The 14,300-nt window shown below is 53.2% G+C and carries 16 protein-coding genes; 6 read left to right on the top strand and 10 right to left on the bottom strand.

What is annotated here, in order from left to right; genetic code table 11:
• The gene (locus tag BJJ97_RS11375) at positions 1-195 is read left to right on the top strand and encodes a YpfN family protein (RefSeq protein ID WP_095698833.1); all 195 of its coding nucleotides are present in this window, start codon (positions 1-3) and stop codon (positions 193-195) included.
• A gap of 108 nt (positions 196-303) precedes the next feature.
• Here BJJ97_RS11375 and BJJ97_RS11370 read toward each other — a convergent pair whose 3' ends face one another.
• From BJJ97_RS11370 to BJJ97_RS11360, 3 genes are all read right to left on the bottom strand, one after another.
• Positions 304-1,974, bottom strand: a complete 1,671-nt coding sequence (locus BJJ97_RS11370) for a methyl-accepting chemotaxis protein (RefSeq protein ID WP_095994000.1) — start codon at positions 1,972-1,974, stop codon at positions 304-306.
• A gap of 365 nt (positions 1,975-2,339) precedes the next feature.
• Positions 2,340-2,957, bottom strand: a complete 618-nt coding sequence (gene ypfH, locus BJJ97_RS11365; RefSeq protein WP_095993999.1) for an esterase — start codon at positions 2,955-2,957, stop codon at positions 2,340-2,342.
• Positions 2,958-3,122: 165 nt separating this feature from the next.
• The gene (locus tag BJJ97_RS11360; RefSeq protein WP_095993998.1) at positions 3,123-3,350 is read right to left on the bottom strand and encodes a DUF1272 domain-containing protein; all 228 of its coding nucleotides are present in this window, start codon (positions 3,348-3,350) and stop codon (positions 3,123-3,125) included.
• Between the two features lie 140 nt (positions 3,351-3,490).
• Here BJJ97_RS11360 and BJJ97_RS11355 point away from each other — a divergent pair, with 140 nt between their 5' ends.
• Complete coding sequence (locus BJJ97_RS11355; protein ID WP_095993997.1) at positions 3,491-3,862, top strand: hypothetical protein; 372 nt, start codon at positions 3,491-3,493, stop codon at positions 3,860-3,862.
• Between the two features lie 62 nt (positions 3,863-3,924).
• Here the strand turns inward: BJJ97_RS11355 and BJJ97_RS11350 are convergent, their stop codons facing one another.
• The 7 genes from BJJ97_RS11350 to BJJ97_RS11320 all read right to left on the bottom strand — a co-directional run bounded on the left by BJJ97_RS11350 (position 3,925) and on the right by BJJ97_RS11320 (position 10,931).
• Complete coding sequence (locus BJJ97_RS11350) at positions 3,925-5,982, bottom strand: tRNA(Met) cytidine acetyltransferase TmcA (protein ID WP_095993996.1); 2,058 nt, start codon at positions 5,980-5,982, stop codon at positions 3,925-3,927.
• A 17-nt stretch (positions 5,983-5,999) separates the two neighbouring features.
• Entirely contained in the window at positions 6,000-6,452 is a 453-nt protein-coding gene (locus tag BJJ97_RS11345) for a DUF441 domain-containing protein (RefSeq protein ID WP_039482881.1), read from the bottom strand.
• Positions 6,453-6,671: 219 nt separating this feature from the next.
• A complete protein-coding gene (gene purC / locus BJJ97_RS11340; RefSeq protein WP_010286515.1) occupies positions 6,672-7,385 on the bottom strand; it encodes a phosphoribosylaminoimidazolesuccinocarboxamide synthase in 714 nt (237 codons plus the stop codon).
• Positions 7,386-7,532: 147 nt separating this feature from the next.
• Entirely contained in the window at positions 7,533-8,570 is a 1,038-nt protein-coding gene (gene bamC, locus BJJ97_RS11335) for an outer membrane protein assembly factor BamC (RefSeq protein ID WP_095698827.1), read from the bottom strand.
• 16 nt (positions 8,571-8,586) lie between these two features.
• Positions 8,587-9,465, bottom strand: a complete 879-nt coding sequence (gene dapA / locus BJJ97_RS11330; RefSeq protein ID WP_039482886.1) for a 4-hydroxy-tetrahydrodipicolinate synthase — start codon at positions 9,463-9,465, stop codon at positions 8,587-8,589.
• Between the two features lie 214 nt (positions 9,466-9,679).
• A complete protein-coding gene (locus BJJ97_RS11325) occupies positions 9,680-10,042 on the bottom strand; it encodes a cupin domain-containing protein (protein ID WP_039482888.1) in 363 nt (120 codons plus the stop codon).
• 76 nt (positions 10,043-10,118) lie between these two features.
• A complete protein-coding gene (locus BJJ97_RS11320) occupies positions 10,119-10,931 on the bottom strand; it encodes an AraC family transcriptional regulator (protein WP_095993995.1) in 813 nt (270 codons plus the stop codon).
• Between the two features lie 230 nt (positions 10,932-11,161).
• On the opposite strand from BJJ97_RS11320, the gene BJJ97_RS11315 reads away from it, so the two are divergent.
• The 4 genes from BJJ97_RS11315 (at position 11,162) to arsC (ending at position 14,272) form a co-directional block, all read left to right on the top strand.
• Entirely contained in the window at positions 11,162-11,713 is a 552-nt protein-coding gene (locus tag BJJ97_RS11315) for a glycine cleavage system transcriptional repressor (RefSeq protein ID WP_174866086.1), read from the top strand.
• Positions 11,714-11,788: 75 nt separating this feature from the next.
• The gene (bcp, locus tag BJJ97_RS11310) at positions 11,789-12,256 is read left to right on the top strand and encodes a thioredoxin-dependent thiol peroxidase (RefSeq protein ID WP_039356343.1); all 468 of its coding nucleotides are present in this window, start codon (positions 11,789-11,791) and stop codon (positions 12,254-12,256) included.
• Between the two features lie 169 nt (positions 12,257-12,425).
• Positions 12,426-13,889: a beta-barrel assembly-enhancing protease gene (bepA, locus tag BJJ97_RS11305; protein ID WP_095993994.1), complete on the top strand. Its 1,464-nt coding sequence runs from the start codon at positions 12,426-12,428 to the stop codon at positions 13,887-13,889.
• A gap of 14 nt (positions 13,890-13,903) precedes the next feature.
• Positions 13,904-14,272 carry an arsenate reductase (glutaredoxin) gene (gene arsC, locus BJJ97_RS11300; RefSeq protein WP_095993993.1) on the top strand — a complete coding sequence of 123 codons (369 nt, stop codon included), beginning with the start codon at positions 13,904-13,906 and terminating at the stop codon, positions 14,270-14,272.
• Positions 14,273-14,300: the final 28 nt, after the last annotated feature.

The raw sequence follows: 14,300 nt of genomic DNA, 5'->3' as shown, positions 1-14,300 counted from the left end.
ATGGCATGGCTGGCTGATTACTGGTGGATAATTCTGATTGTCCTGATAGGCATGCTGATTAACGGCATCAAAGAATTGCGCAACGTTGACCATACGCGTTTTCTGCTCAACAAACCGAAATTGCCCCCACACCGTGACAACAACGACAAGTGGGACAATGAAGAAGACGACGACTGGCCGAAGAAAAAACCCTGATACCTATCATCGTCAAACCGCCCGCAGCGCGAGGCTTAGCTCGCGTGCAGGCGGTTTGGATGCTTACTCTTCCGTTAAATACTCATTTCCATTAAACACTTACGTCAGCTAAAACGTTTCCCAATTTGCATTCGATGACCCGGCATGAGCAGGTTTAGGTAACAGCGATTTCGGTAATGTAGCAAGTGAAGGCGCGCTCTCGGCACGATGTTCCTGCGCGGCTGCCTGATTAATCTTGAACACCGCCACCGCGTTTTGTAAATATCTGGCCTGCTCTTCCAATGCCGCTGCGGCAGACGCGGACTCTTCCACCAGCGAGGCGTTTTGCTGAGTGACGCGATCCATTTCATTGACCGCCTGCCCAACCTGATCGATTCCCCGGCTTTGCTCATCGGACGCCGAGGAGATTTCCCCCATGATATCCGTTACCCGGCTCACCGCACCGACGATTTCTTTCATCGTGTCACCCGCGTCTTTCACCTGCAAAGATCCGGTATTAGCACGGCTAACCGAATCATCAATCAGCGATTTGATCTCTTTGGCGGCCTGAGCACTGCGCTGCGCCAGCGTTCGCACTTCACCCGCCACCACGGCAAAACCTCGCCCTTGCTCCCCGGCTCGCGCTGCTTCTACCGCCGCATTCAGCGCCAGAATATTGGTTTGGAAGGCGATGCTATCAATCACGCTGGTAATGTGGGCGATTTTTTGTGAACTGTCGGCAATCTCATTCATCGTTTTCACGACATTATCGACGACAGTGCCGCCTTTATTGGCCGTTTCCGACGCATTTTTTGCCAGCAGCGTAGCCTGACGCGCGTTGTCTGAGTTCTGCTTCACCGTTGAGGTCAGTTGCTCCATGCTGGCCGCCGTTTCCTGTAGTGATGCCGCCTGCTGCTCCGTACGCGAAGACAGATCGTTGCTACCTACCGAGATTTCACTGGCCCCAGAGTGGATGGAGTGGGAACTGTCGCGCACCAGACTGACGGTACGGATTAATGACTGCTGCATATGATGTAGCCCCGCCGCAAGCTGGCTCATCTCATTACGACCGGTCGCATCAATAGGATGCGTCAGATCGCCCTCGGCAATCGCGCTGATATGCCGCATGAGCGTACGCAGCGGATGCAAAAGAATACGCTGCAACCCGATCCAACTGAGGATAATCACCAGCACGACGACGACGGAAAGTGCACCCAGAAGCCACAGCATCGTTTCAAATGCAGCGTGGTTTTCCTGTAGCCCGTCATCCGACAGCTGGTTTTGCGCCGCTCGCCACGTAATATAGGCGTCCTGCATGGCCACGTTCAGCGGCGTGGCACCGCTACTCAATTTCATCGCCGCCCCCGCTAACCCACCGGAAAGCGAATCCACAATATCATTCAGTAACTTGTCGTAAGCGGTATAGCTCGCCTCAAGTTTTTTGGATAATGCTTCATCCAACCCGGGCGTATTCGGTAGAGACAAATAGTGTTTATAACTACTCTCTGAGGCGGCCAATTGCGATTTGGCTTGTTGTAAAAGAGCCTGCATAGCCTCTTTATCCGCATTCCCCATCATCATGTTTTGTATAATAGAACCGATAGCGATACGCGTCTGATTCATCATAATCCATGCATCAGTAAATGCGGCCACATTCTGGTTAGAGCGTTGGGAAACAAGGAATCCCTCTCTGTCGTTAATCAGTGCACGAACGGATAACGCACCAGTTAAAAACTGAGATATCCCCAATACAAACAATAAGATAACAAGGATGGTAATGACTTTAATTCGTTTAAACATGGCACACCCTCTTTTTCCATAAGGATGCGATATTTATATCTGAAAAAATAAGATAAATATTGAACACTCAACACAAATAAAAACATTGCCTATATTATTTAACATTCAAATATGGATTATATTCTTTTTAATATGGATAAATTCTCATTCCTAAAAATAGAGCCTCTACTTTGAATAGAGATATTCATAAATGAGCAATAAGATAATCTGATGGAATAAAAAATAATTCGAGCGGCGTGATAAAACGTGAGCAAATTGAACAGCGCAAGGCGTTGGTCCTTTAAAGCCAGCCCATAAAGAACTGGGCATTTAAGGGAACAACGCTCAAGCAGCTTGAAGTATGACGGGTATAGCGGGATAGATTTTTATTTGAGGTAAGACAAGGCCTGTTTCAACATCCGTTCATCAATGCCGTGCCCGACAGCGGGGGCAACATCCAGCGTAAACGACGTCCCCAGTTCCTGAAAGCGCTGAGCGGCAGCATGCGCATGTCCAACCACAATCACGCCGTCCGCTTCGCCGTGAATCAGGTGCACCGCAACATCAGCAAAGGCTTTTTCTGGCAGCACAGCAAAGCGACCGCTGAACGCGATAATGTGCCCAGCCAGCGAGGACTCAGACTTCAAGGCCTCCAGCGACATAATGCTACCTTGCGAGAAGCCCACCAGCACAGTTTGTTCCGCACTCATACCACTTTGCTCTTGCCAGTGGCGCACCGTCTCAATAAAACGCGGCAGATTCGCCTCAATGCGAGAGAAACGATTCTCTTCCGTGACTCCCTGAACAGAGAACCACTGCCGCCCGTCGCCATAGCCGCTGCTGAACGGTCCAGCAATGCTGATCACCATCGCCTGCGGCAAGGCGGCGGCAAAATAGCGCCCAATCTGCGCCATGCCTGCGGCGGTATCCCCCACGCCATGAAACAGCAGGATTAACCGATTCGCCTTCGAAGGCTGCTGAACAACAACATAATCTTGATTCACGTTTCTCTCCTGAAGGCATGCGCCGAACGCGTCACCTGCCGATATTCGTCATAAAGTACGGTTAGCTCTCACTATACGCCGCGCAATAACAGGAGAAATCGGGAATTACTGAATGAGATGTTCCATTTTTTGCAACGACAAAGGGAATATTCCGCCCTCGCCTTGTCAGTGCGGTTTGATAATACGGATCGTTGAAGCGGGATCGTTCGCCAGACAGCGTGCCGGACGCACCGGCCGTTTAACCAGTTCGCCGCCGCAGTTTGGGCAGGCGTGATGAAAGACGGTATCTGCGCAGTCAGGACAGAACGTGCATTCGTAGGAGCAGATATACGTTTCGGCATCCGGCAGCAAATCACAATCGCAGTGTTCACAGTTGGGACGTAATTCCAGCATCGGCTTATCCTGACTCAGCAAAAATAATGAGATTCTTTTCTACCAGAAACCTTGGCAATAGCAAATGTGCTGCAAAAATTCGCAGGCCGTCGCTGATGATGTAGAGTGGGACGGTTTAGTTCAAGGCAAGGAAGTGAGAGATGACGGATGACAGAGAAGAAATGTATCGGCTCGCGGGCGCGCTATTGAAGAGCATCCAACATGGCGATCCCGCGACGTTATTGGATTTTGGCGTGAGCCCTGCGATTTACGAAGAGATTCTGGAGGAGCTGGATAGCGCAGGGGAAAATCTGGCAGATTTGGCGATTCCACCTTATGACGTTGCCTTTACCCCCGACAAAACAGGCCGGATTCCTCTGTGCAGCTACGCGACAGACGCCGAACCTCAGCGCAAGCGAGTGGAATGTCAGCTCTGGTCTGGCGAGCGGAAAACCGATCTCACATTAATTGCCGACTATTCTGACAAACAGGGGAAAACTCCGCTGATTTTCCGACTGTTAGAGACGCAATAAATCCGCCCATACTCAACGTGCCGATTGAGTATCCCTATGACCGTCTTGGCACATCGAACACATCATCCGGTGGTGTTAACCATTACAGCGTCCTTCCAGCGCTCACACCGCTGCGCATCGAGATCGACCAGCGCACTGGTGGTTTCTTCACGCCAGCGTTTCAGGAGTGCTTTCCTGCCGGTCAGCCCCAGTGTTATGGCTATCTGCTCGCTTTCATCCGGCTTTTCTGCCAGCAGGCGTAGCGCAGGTAGCGACAATGTGGTGTGAATCAACAAGCGGCAAAGTGCGGCGAAGCTGGCCTCCATCGGCCGATGCGCAAACGCAAATCCCGCCAGCTCACGCCAGTCGTCTTCATCCAGCTCGGTATTTCCTGTCTGCGGCAGTGCGAGGTTCAGCGGAATCAAGCGCTGTAACCAGCGCCAGTTACGCGCCAATTGCTGACTTCCCTGCTCTGCCAACCGATACCCCGCTTCGCTCAGCGGCAGCACCGCCATCGCGCTGTAACAGCCGCTGCTGGCCTCAATATGGCTACCAATACGCATCAGTTGAAACCCACACGACTGCCAGAATGCCCACAAGTCTGGCTGATAGCCAAAGCTAACCGACAGATAATCCAACGCTCGTCGCTGTGCCTCGCGCATCTGCTCTGCAATGAGTGCCCGACCAATCCCCTGTCGGCGACATGACGATGCAACTGCAATACGGCTCACGCGGCGCGCACGCAGCGTCGGCGCATGCCATAAACCCGCGTGTGCCGCCAGCGACTGCGCCACCAGATTACCGCGCGGGCGTCGTCGTCCTGCCCACACCTCATGAGCCAGTGAAGCTGACAGTCCGCCTTCCTCCACCAGCCACAGCACACCACACATCTCGCCCGCCACCTGTGCGCTGGCAATATGCATGCCCGGCGCGTCCATCAGGCGACGCAAATCCAGCGGCGAAGTACGGTAATGTGCACTGCACAAAAGCGCGTAGCACCACGCCAGACGCTCAGGGTGTATTAGCCAGTCGTCGGCACGTTCGATTCGACTTTCCAGCGCAGAAGAGGGAATAGGTCGATCAGGCTGATGTGGGGAATGAAACACTTCGGGCTCGTTGAATAACAGCGCCTGATCCAACACCCGTTCCAGTGGATCGTTCGCGGCCCAGCGCAGAGGCTCGTTCAGCGTAAATGCCCGCCACTGCGGCAGCGTCGCACAAAACTTCAGTAGAAATCCCCGCCCGGTGCCTTCATACCCTTGCACCGTCGTGGTCATCAGAATACGGGGAAAATACGGCAACAGCGCGGAAAGCACGGAAGACGGAACCGCCGCTGCTTCATCAATTAACAACCAGTCGACATTGGGAGCGCCATGCAGGCGGCAGTGTGCCAGCAGCGCATCCGGTGCCCAGAACTGCGCATCGGTACGTGCGTGCTGTTGCAGAATCTCCGCCGCAGCACGAGACGGTGCGGTAATCCAGCAGGTTCCGCGACTGCGCTGCGTCAGCATTCCCGCCAGTGCTGATTTCCCCCGTCCGCGCGGTGCGGTAATCACAAACACACCAGATTCTGCGGCATTCAGCTCATGCAGAATATGCTGCTGTTGCGCTGTCGGTTCACCATTCGCAGGCTGCCAGTCAGTGCGTTCGCCCAGTGGACGAATCACGACTTCCTGATCTTGCTGCCAGAGGACAACGTCTTCATCGGCCAACAGCTGGCGCTGAAAATGCTGGATAAAGTGCGGGGCAGCAATCGGCTGTTCTTGCTCGCTCCAGCGCAGGCTGTCTTCATCCGGCAGCGTCGGCCATGACTGCCACGACGGCACCAGCATGATCAGCCAACTACCGACCTGTAGCGTGCCTGATAGCATCGCCAGCGCCTCGACGTCCACGCCTTTGCGCGCATCAAACACCGCATGGAGAAACTCTCGCCCTAGCAGCGTCCGCACTCGGCTGGCTGGCAGCGAAGTGACGGAATCAGGTACAGATTCGCCGATCCACAGCCAGTCGCCAGACAATTGGCGGCTGAGCGCCAGCGCCTGTTCTTCACACCAGTCCGCTTCACCACTCAGCACCAGCAGTCGCCGGACACCATAGCGCTGCTGCTGGCGTTGGCTGTGGAGAAAATCACGCAACATCATCACACGCGCCGGATCAATCAGGTCTTGCCAATCAGCAGGGAAAGCAGCCCTGCGGCGATTAGCGGCCCAACGGGAACGCCGCGAAACAGCGCCACGCCCATGACCGTGCCCACCAGTAGCCCCGCCACCACGGAGGGCTGGTTACTCATCAGCGACACGCCGCGTCCGCCAAGCCAGGACACAGCAACGCCAATAAGGATCGCCAACAGAGATTTCCAGTGCAGGAAGGAATGCATGACTTCACTGGCGGTAATTTTTCCGCTGGCAATCGGTGCCATCACGCCAATCGTCAAAATGACGATACCGATGCTCAGGCCATATTTTTCCACCCACGGGAAATAGCTGTTCAACGGCGTGATACGTATCGCCAGCAGAACCAGAATCGCCAGCGTGACGGTCATGTTGTGACTGATGATACCCAGCCCCGCCAGGACGAGCAGAATTAACAATGTTGGATCGAGATAGGTCATGGATGCGAGTCTGTCGAAAGTAGTCGGATTGAGCGTTAAGCAAACCGCGATGATAGCATTAATCAGGGTCAGGGGCAGGAATCGAAGTAAGGGCCAAGTGAGCAAATCATTCGGGCAGAGACGAGAAGAGAAAACCAGTTTTTCGAGAGGAAAATCGGAAAAACATTCAGGCCGTCAGCCTATCGCCAACTGGCGACCCGAACGTAAACGATTGCGCAATTAGTCTAATTTTACGCCGATACGGTGCGCAACTTCTTCATACGCTTCAATCAAGCCACCGAGGCTTTGACGGAAACGGTCTTTATCCATTTTGTTCAGCGTTTCTTTGTCCCACAGGCGGCTACCGTCTGGTGAGAACTCATCACCCAGCACGACTTCACCTTTGAACAGACCGAATTCCAGCTTGAAATCGACCAGAATCAGCCCAGCGTCGCCAAACAGTTTGCTCAGTACGTCGTTCGCCTTGTAGCTCAGCTCTTTCATGCGAGCCAGATTCTCTTCATTCACCCAGCCGAACGTCTTGCAGTAAGATTCGTTCACCATCGGGTCATGCATCTCATCGTTTTTCAGGAACAGATCGAACAACGGCGGGTTCAGCTCGATGCCTTCTTCGATGCCCAGACGTTTTACCAGCGATCCCGCCGCGCGGTTGCGCACGACACACTCGACCGGCACCATGTCCAGTTTCTTAACCAGCACTTCATTGTCAGACAGCAGGCTCACCATTTGAGTTGGGATTCCAGCTTCTTCCAGTTTGCTCATGATGAAATGGTTGAACTTGTTATTCACCATTCCTTTACGGTCAAACTGCTCAATGCGTGCACCGTCTCCTGCTGATGTATCATTGCGGAACTCCAGCACCAGTAGATCGGGATCTTCGGTGGTGTAGACGGTTTTCGCCTTTCCACGATACAGCTCAGCTAGCTTTTGCATCTTTAATTACTCCACACAGTGAGGGTCAACAAGTACGACCCGATATTTAACGCTTCCCCGAACGGTTGCCGATAGCGCCCGTCAATTCGGGTAGAGATTGTTGAATGAAGAAGGGCCGGATAATCCGACCCTTGGTTTACTTATGCGTTATTTACTGAACGCCGCCTGGAATACGGCCACCAGTGCATCGTTCTGAGACTGGGTTAGCGTATGCCCTTTGGAGTCGATAAATTGCAGACTGCTGCGGTTATCTAAATCGCCGACCTGCAATTTGTAATCGCCGTTAGGCAGTTCAGGATTTTTCGCGCCCAGGTCATCCCAGGTTCCGCCGCTCGGTGCACGATACGTCACGGAGACAGAACCTTGCGGACGGCTGCGATCGTTAACCTTCATGCCGATTTTGTCCAGCGCGACAGGCAGACGATCCCACACCACGGTATACGGGCCACGCACAATCAGCAGTGGCAAGCCAGTGTCATCCGCCCCGCTCTGCACATCCAGCGAACCAATAGTGCGGTTTGCCAGCGCGTTTTCACGTGCGGTTGCCTGAGAGTCCAGACCATTGCTAAGCGCATTCAGCATCAAGCCGGTGTAGCGCTGAGCCTGATCGCCCGCCGTCACCGGCTGACCGTTCAGCTGTAATCCCAGCAGTTTCACGACCAGTGCGACCTGATAACCTTGCTGCTGCACGGAAATCTGATAACGTCCTTGATACGGGACGTCTTCATCTTCACGCGGCCATGAGATCCAGTCGGTCGTCAGCGTTTGGCTGGCATCCTGACGGCTGGCAATGGTGAATGCTTTGTCTTGCAACACGCGGATAACCTGAGACCAGAGCTGGCTGTTTTGCGCGCTGTTTTCTAACAACAGCGTTGCCGTATCTCCTGAGATCTGGGTACGGGAACCATTCAACAAAGCCAATGGCTGCACTGGAGGACGAATATCCAGTTCCTTGCCGACCGCACCATTCAGGGTCACTGGCGGTATATCATAATCCCCGTTCTGCACCGGTAAAATCATCCCGGCAGGCGTATTCAGCGCGTGCAGCGCCGATGCCTTCAGATAGGATTCATCGCCACTGACCTGACGCTTATAGCGCTGATCGCTGGAACAAGCCGCCAGCAACATCACGAGTGATATGCCAACAACTTTCGCCACCATCGACTTTTGTAATGAATAACTCATTAAATCTCCCTAACGATTACAGCAAACCCGCTTGCTTAAGTGCTTGCCCCATCACCGTACGACCGGAATCGGTCAGCGGTGTCATCGGCAGGCGCAGCGTATCGGTCGCCATGAGTCCCAATTCCTTACAGGCCCACTTCACCGGAATAGGATTGGGTTCAACAAATAATTTCTGATGCAGTGGCATCAGGCGCTGATTCAAACGACGCGCTTCAACAAAATTGCCCTGCGCTGCCAGCCTGCAAAGTTCCGCCATTTCACGCGCAGCAATGTTCGCCGTTACGGAAATCACCCCGTTACCGCCGAGTTGCATAAAGTCCAGACCGCTAGCGTCATCGCCGCTCAGCAAAATGAAGTCTTCACTAACCAGCTCTTGGATCTGGCTTACCCGACTTAAGTTCCCCGTCGCTTCTTTAATTGCGACAATATTTTTCACTTCGGACAAACGGGCAACGGTTTCCGGCAGCATGTCGCAGCCGGTGCGGGAAGGTACGTTATACAGGATTTGCGGCAGATCGGTATGCTCGGCAATCGCTTTGAAGTGCTGGTACAGGCCTTCCTGCGTCGGTTTATTGTAGTACGGTGTGACCGTCAGGCAGCCAACAACACCGGTGCCATGAAAGCGTTTGGTCAGTGAAACGCCTTCAGCGGTAGCATTCGCACCGGTTCCAGCGATGACAGGAATACGTCCGTCGCTCAGTTCCAGCGTAAGCAGCACGACATCGCCATGCTCGTCGTGGCTCAGCGTGGCAGATTCCCCCGTCGTGCCGACAGAGACAATCGCCGATGTACCGCTAGCGACATGATAATCAATCAGTTTTTTCAAGCTCGCCCGATCGACGGCGCCTTTGGCGTCCATCGGCGTAACTAGCGCAACAATACTTCCCGTAAACATTGGCCATCCCCTCCACAAACAAGTGCTTCATGGTACTTTTGACTTCTATGCAAAAGCAAGCGGACAAGGGCGTTGTAGGTGCCTGACGCAGGTTTTTTTATGACGCAGTAAACGAAATTAAAAATGCTTCTGATGTTTTGGTACAAAAGCAGCCCGTTTACTGCGACTTATGCGTCACTCGCAGGACGTCTTCGGTTATTTTTCACTCAACTGATCAAATCCAAATATCATTTTCAGCCGTCCGCCCGCCGCCTTCATGTCCCGTATTCAGAACACCTTTCGGTTCAATGAGCAGCAGCTTTACTTCGTGTTCTGCATAAGGCTTGTGTTCAACGCCGCTCGGAACGACATACATTTCTCCGGCATTGATGCGCACATCACCGTCACGAAAATCGATTCTCAATTGGCCTTCCAGCACGATGAACGTTTCATCCGTTTCGGGGTGGGAATGCCAGATAAAATCGCCCTGAATTTTAACGATTTTGAATTGATAGTCATTCATCTCAGCGATTACTTTCGGCTGCCAGCGATCGTCGAATAACGCTAACTTTTGGGCAAAATTAATGGATTTATACATATCGTCTCTCCTTATGATGACGCCCTCAGACTAACTAAGCAGAGTACCGACTGTATTGAACGATTGTGCAAGCAGGCTAAGACGCAGCAAACATGCGCTGCCAGTGACCGGGGGAAAGGCCAAATGCCTTCACGAAATGGCGCGTCATATGGCTTTGATCGGCGAAACCCGTCCGGGCAGCAATATCGACGAGACTGTCACCAGCCAGCATGAGCCGCCGACAGTGTTCGAGACGGCGCATGGTGACGTAGCGGTACGGCGTCGTACCAAAGAGCGCGCGGAAATCACGTGTCAGGCTCCAGCGGTCTCGACCGCTCACCTGTGCCAGCTCATCAAGCGTAATGGTCTTATCAAAGGCATCATGAATATATTCACGCGCCCGCTCGGCAGCGTGATAGTCGAACAAACGCCGCGGATGCCGCTGCCCCCCCACAGCCGATAGCGCCTGCGCCAGATCGTAGAGCACATCGTCTTTTTCCAGCTCATCAAACGCTTCTTCCATCGCTCTGAGTAACGGTTCTGTTGCCGCAAACAGACGTGGATCGTTGGATATACCGCCGTTAATGAAGGGCAAAGGTTTACCACCGAGTATTTTTTGAATCAGCGCAGGCTCAACGTAAATCATGCGGTACTGAAAGCCGTCGACAGAACCCGCTTCGCCATCATGAATCTCATCCGGATGAAGCACCAGCGTTCCCCCCGGCACGCTATTGCACAGGTTGCCGCGATAGTGAAAACGCTGCACGCCGGATAACGTCCGTCCAATCGCATAGGTATCGTGTCGGTGGGGATCGTAGCCATGACCACGGAAAAAAGCCTCAATTCGTTCGAACGAGGCGGGATGCTGAGCCTGTTTTACCCAGTCGGTATTTATTTGATGGCGTCGCATGATGGAAGGCGCTTTATCTCTGGTTACCAACGCTTACCTTAGCGCGGAATGCCCACAATCACGAAATATTGTCTGATATACCGCAAGCGGCGTTAAAAATTGCTCCAGTTTTTTACGGCGGACTATCCCTGTCCGCCGCCCTTCGGGCCACCGCAAGCGGCGTTAAAAATTGCTCCAGGCAATTTTTTATGTTTACCATGTGATTAATGGGAAAAAAGACAGGAAGCACGATGTTGCCAAGCTCACAAGAACACTATCTGGTTATTACCGCGCTGGGGGTTGATCGCCCCGGTATTGTCAATGCGATTACCCGCCACGTCAGTAGCTGTGGCTGCAACATCGAAGATAGCCGTCTTGCTATGCTGGGCAAAGAGTTCACTTTCATTATGCTACTGTCCGGCAGTTGGAACGCGATAACGCTGATTGAATCAACCCTGCCGCTGAAAGGCGCGGAGATGGATTTGCTGATCGTGATGAAGCGGACAGAGTCGCAGGCCAGCCAGCCAACACCTTCTACCGTCTGGGTGAAGGTTGACGTTGCCGACTCTCCTCACATCATCGAGCGTTTTACCGATTTGTTCGATTCTCACCAGTTAAACATTGCTGAGCTGGTTTCAAAAACCCAGCCCGCCGAAGGTGACAAGCCGCCGCAGCTGTATATTCAGATTGCCGCACACAGTTCGACCACGCTTGATAGCTCAATTATTGAGCCAGCCTTTCATCAGCTATGTACAGAATTGCACGCACAAGGCAGTATTAGCGTCGTTAACTATGCCCAATAGCATAACGTTGCCATTATTATTGCAAATAGCATGGGTATATCCACAGCATGAAGAGAAACAAGACGGAGAGTCGTGATGAACACACTGAAAGCCGGTGATATCGCACCGAAATTTAGCTTGCCCGACCAAGATGGCGAACAAGTAAATTTAACCGACTTCCAGGGACAGAAAGTGTTGGTGTATTTCTACCCTAAAGCGATGACGCCAGGATGCACCGTTCAGGCTTGCGGCCTGCGCGATAATATGGACGATTTGAAAAAACATGGCGTTGAAGTTCTCGGTATTAGCACGGACAAATCAGAAAAACTGTCCCGCTTCGTCGAGAAAGAAGTCTTAAATTTCACGCTGCTTTCTGATGAGGATCATCAGGTTTCAGAAGGATTTGGCGTTTGGGGAGAAAAAACCTTCATGGGGAAAACCTATGACGGTATTCATCGCATCAGCTTCCTGATCGATGAAAATGGCAAGGTGGAGAAGGTGTTTGACGACTTCAAAACCAGCAACCACCATGACATCGTTCTCGATTATCTGAAAAGCGCCTGATTCGCGGTTTTCAGTTCGTCCACCGGCACCGTCATACGTGCCGGTTTTTCCTGCCTTTCTCTCTCTTCTCCACGTTTTTCCCGCTCGGGCATTTCTTTGTCTGCCATCGCTGGCTAAGATAGTCAGCAGAATGTTTTCACGTTAGCTGTTGATAAGGTTATCTTCCGTTATGTCTATTCGGTTAAGAAAAACGGTCATGTCCGTCCTGTTTGGGGCATTACTGGCTGGCAACCTGCTTCCTGCTCAGGCCGACACGCAGGATCGGCTGCCGGATATCGGCACCACCGCGGGCGGTACGCTCAGTATCAATCAGGAACTGGCAATGGGCGATTTTTACGTCCGCCAGTTGCGGGCTGGTGCGCCGCTTATCAACGATCCGCTGCTGTCCAATTACATTAACCAGCTCGGCAACAGATTGGTCAAACAGGCCGATTCAGTGCGTACGCCGTTCCATTTTTATCTGATCCGCAATGACGACATCAACGCCTTCGCCTTCTTCGGCGGCAACGTGGTGCTGCATTCCGCGCTGTTCCGCTATGCCGACAGCGAAAGCGAGCTGGCCTCGGTGCTGGCACATGAAATCTCTCACGTTACCCAGCGCCATCTGGCGCGCAGCATGGAATCACAGCAGCGTAGCGCCCCGCTCACCTGGGTCGGCGCGCTCGGTTCTATTCTGCTGGCGATGGCCAACCCACAGTTGGGGATGGCGGCGCTCAGCGGTACGCTGGCGGGCGCACAGCAAGGCATGATTACGTTCACACAGTCAAATGAACAGGAAGCAGACCGTATCGGTATTCAGGTGTTGCAGCGCGCGGGCTTTGATCCGCAGGCCATGCCGAATTTCCTGCAAAAGCTGGCGGATCAATCTCGCTATGCCTCCAGACCGCCGGAAATGTTACTGACTCACCCATTGCCGGAAAGTCGCCTGTCCGATGCCCGCAACCGCGCCAACCAGATGCGCTCCACGCCGGTACAATCTTCTCAGGATTTCCTGTTCGCCAAAATACGCACCTTTGGTATGTATGGCTCACCGGAGCGTCCGCTGAGCAACGATCTGCTGGAGCAGTGGGAAAAAGGCAACGTGCGGGAGCAACTGGCTGCGAAATATGGCCGCGCGATCCAGCTTTATCAGGCGAAGAAGTACGATGAGGCGCGTAATGTGCTGCAACCGCTGCTAAGCAGCGCGCCTGAAAATCCGTGGTTTCTGGATATGATGACGGATATCGATATAGGACAAAGTCGCGCGACACAGGCTATCGCACGCTTACAAAACGTGCCGGGAATGCAGGCGAACCCGGTACTTCAGCTTAATCTGGCGAATGCCTATGTGGAAGGGAAACAGCCTGCTGCTGCCAGTAAAATACTGTATCGCTACACCTACGCGCACCCTGACGATTCGAACGGCTGGGATCTGCTGGCACAAGCCGCAGCAGCACAAGGACAGCGGGCAGAAGAACTGGCCGCGCGAGCGGAAAGTCTGGCCCTCAGCGGTCAGCTCGATCAATCGATTCGGTTACTGAGCAACGCGAGTTCACTGGTTAAATTGGGGAGTCTGGAACAGGCGCGTTACGACGCCCGCATCGACCAGCTTCGCCAGTTGCAGCAGCGCTTCCGCCAGTACCAGAAATCCTGATAAGGAGCATGACGATGACACCCCAAACATCCGTGACGATTTACCACAACCCGCGCTGCTCCAAAAGCCGTGAAACGCTGGCGCTGCTACAGGAACATAATATTACGCCCGACGTCGTGCTCTATCTCGACACGCCGCCCGATGCCGCGACGCTGGCTCAGCTTATCAAGCAGTTGGGCTTTACTAGCGCGCGCGAATTGATGAGAACCAAAGAAGAGATTTATCAGCAGTTGGGGCTGTCCGACGCTGCAATAACGGAAGCGCAGCTGATTCAGGCGATGATCGATAATCCGAAGCTCATCGAGCGCCCCATCGTCGTGGCACAGGGTCAGGCTCGAATCGGCCGTCCGCCGGAACAGGTGCTAGAAATACTGTCGCTGTAAGTGATCCTCAACGACGACCTTTATTAAA

The organism is Pectobacterium polaris (assembly GCF_002307355.1).
In the GTDB taxonomy this organism is placed as follows: Bacteria; Pseudomonadota; Gammaproteobacteria; order Enterobacterales; family Enterobacteriaceae; genus Pectobacterium; species Pectobacterium polare.
The sequence above is the reverse complement of the archived record's forward strand: the minus strand, read 5'-3'. Positions and strand labels throughout refer to the sequence as shown.

What these genes read in the sequence shown, in the direction of transcription:
- BJJ97_RS11370 (WP_095994000.1), bottom strand. Translation starts at nt 1,974, where the DNA reads ATGTTTAAACGAATTAAAGTCATTACCATCCTTGTTATCTTATTGTTT.
- BJJ97_RS11320 (WP_095993995.1), bottom strand. Translation starts at nt 10,931, where the DNA reads ATGCGACGCCATCAAATAAATACCGACTGGGTAAAACAGGCTCAGCAT.
- BJJ97_RS11375 (WP_095698833.1), top strand. Translation starts at nt 1, where the DNA reads ATGGCATGGCTGGCTGATTACTGGTGGATAATTCTGATTGTCCTGATA.
- purC (WP_010286515.1), bottom strand. Translation starts at nt 7,385, where the DNA reads ATGCAAAAGCTAGCTGAGCTGTATCGTGGAAAGGCGAAAACCGTCTAC.
- BJJ97_RS11345 (WP_039482881.1), bottom strand. Translation starts at nt 6,452, where the DNA reads ATGACCTATCTCGATCCAACATTGTTAATTCTGCTCGTCCTGGCGGGG.
- BJJ97_RS11350 (WP_095993996.1), bottom strand. Translation starts at nt 5,982, where the DNA reads ATGATGTTGCGTGATTTTCTCCACAGCCAACGCCAGCAGCAGCGCTAT.
- bamC (WP_095698827.1), bottom strand. Translation starts at nt 8,570, where the DNA reads ATGAGTTATTCATTACAAAAGTCGATGGTGGCGAAAGTTGTTGGCATA.
- BJJ97_RS11315 (WP_174866086.1), top strand. Translation starts at nt 11,162, where the DNA reads ATGTTGCCAAGCTCACAAGAACACTATCTGGTTATTACCGCGCTGGGG.
- BJJ97_RS11355 (WP_095993997.1), top strand. Translation starts at nt 3,491, where the DNA reads ATGACGGATGACAGAGAAGAAATGTATCGGCTCGCGGGCGCGCTATTG.
- BJJ97_RS11325 (WP_039482888.1), bottom strand. Translation starts at nt 10,042, where the DNA reads ATGTATAAATCCATTAATTTTGCCCAAAAGTTAGCGTTATTCGACGAT.
- BJJ97_RS11360 (WP_095993998.1), bottom strand. Translation starts at nt 3,350, where the DNA reads ATGCTGGAATTACGTCCCAACTGTGAACACTGCGATTGTGATTTGCTG.
- bepA (WP_095993994.1), top strand. Translation starts at nt 12,426, where the DNA reads ATGTCTATTCGGTTAAGAAAAACGGTCATGTCCGTCCTGTTTGGGGCA.
- dapA (WP_039482886.1), bottom strand. Translation starts at nt 9,465, where the DNA reads ATGTTTACGGGAAGTATTGTTGCGCTAGTTACGCCGATGGACGCCAAA.
- arsC (WP_095993993.1), top strand. Translation starts at nt 13,904, where the DNA reads ATGACACCCCAAACATCCGTGACGATTTACCACAACCCGCGCTGCTCC.
- bcp (WP_039356343.1), top strand. Translation starts at nt 11,789, where the DNA reads ATGAACACACTGAAAGCCGGTGATATCGCACCGAAATTTAGCTTGCCC.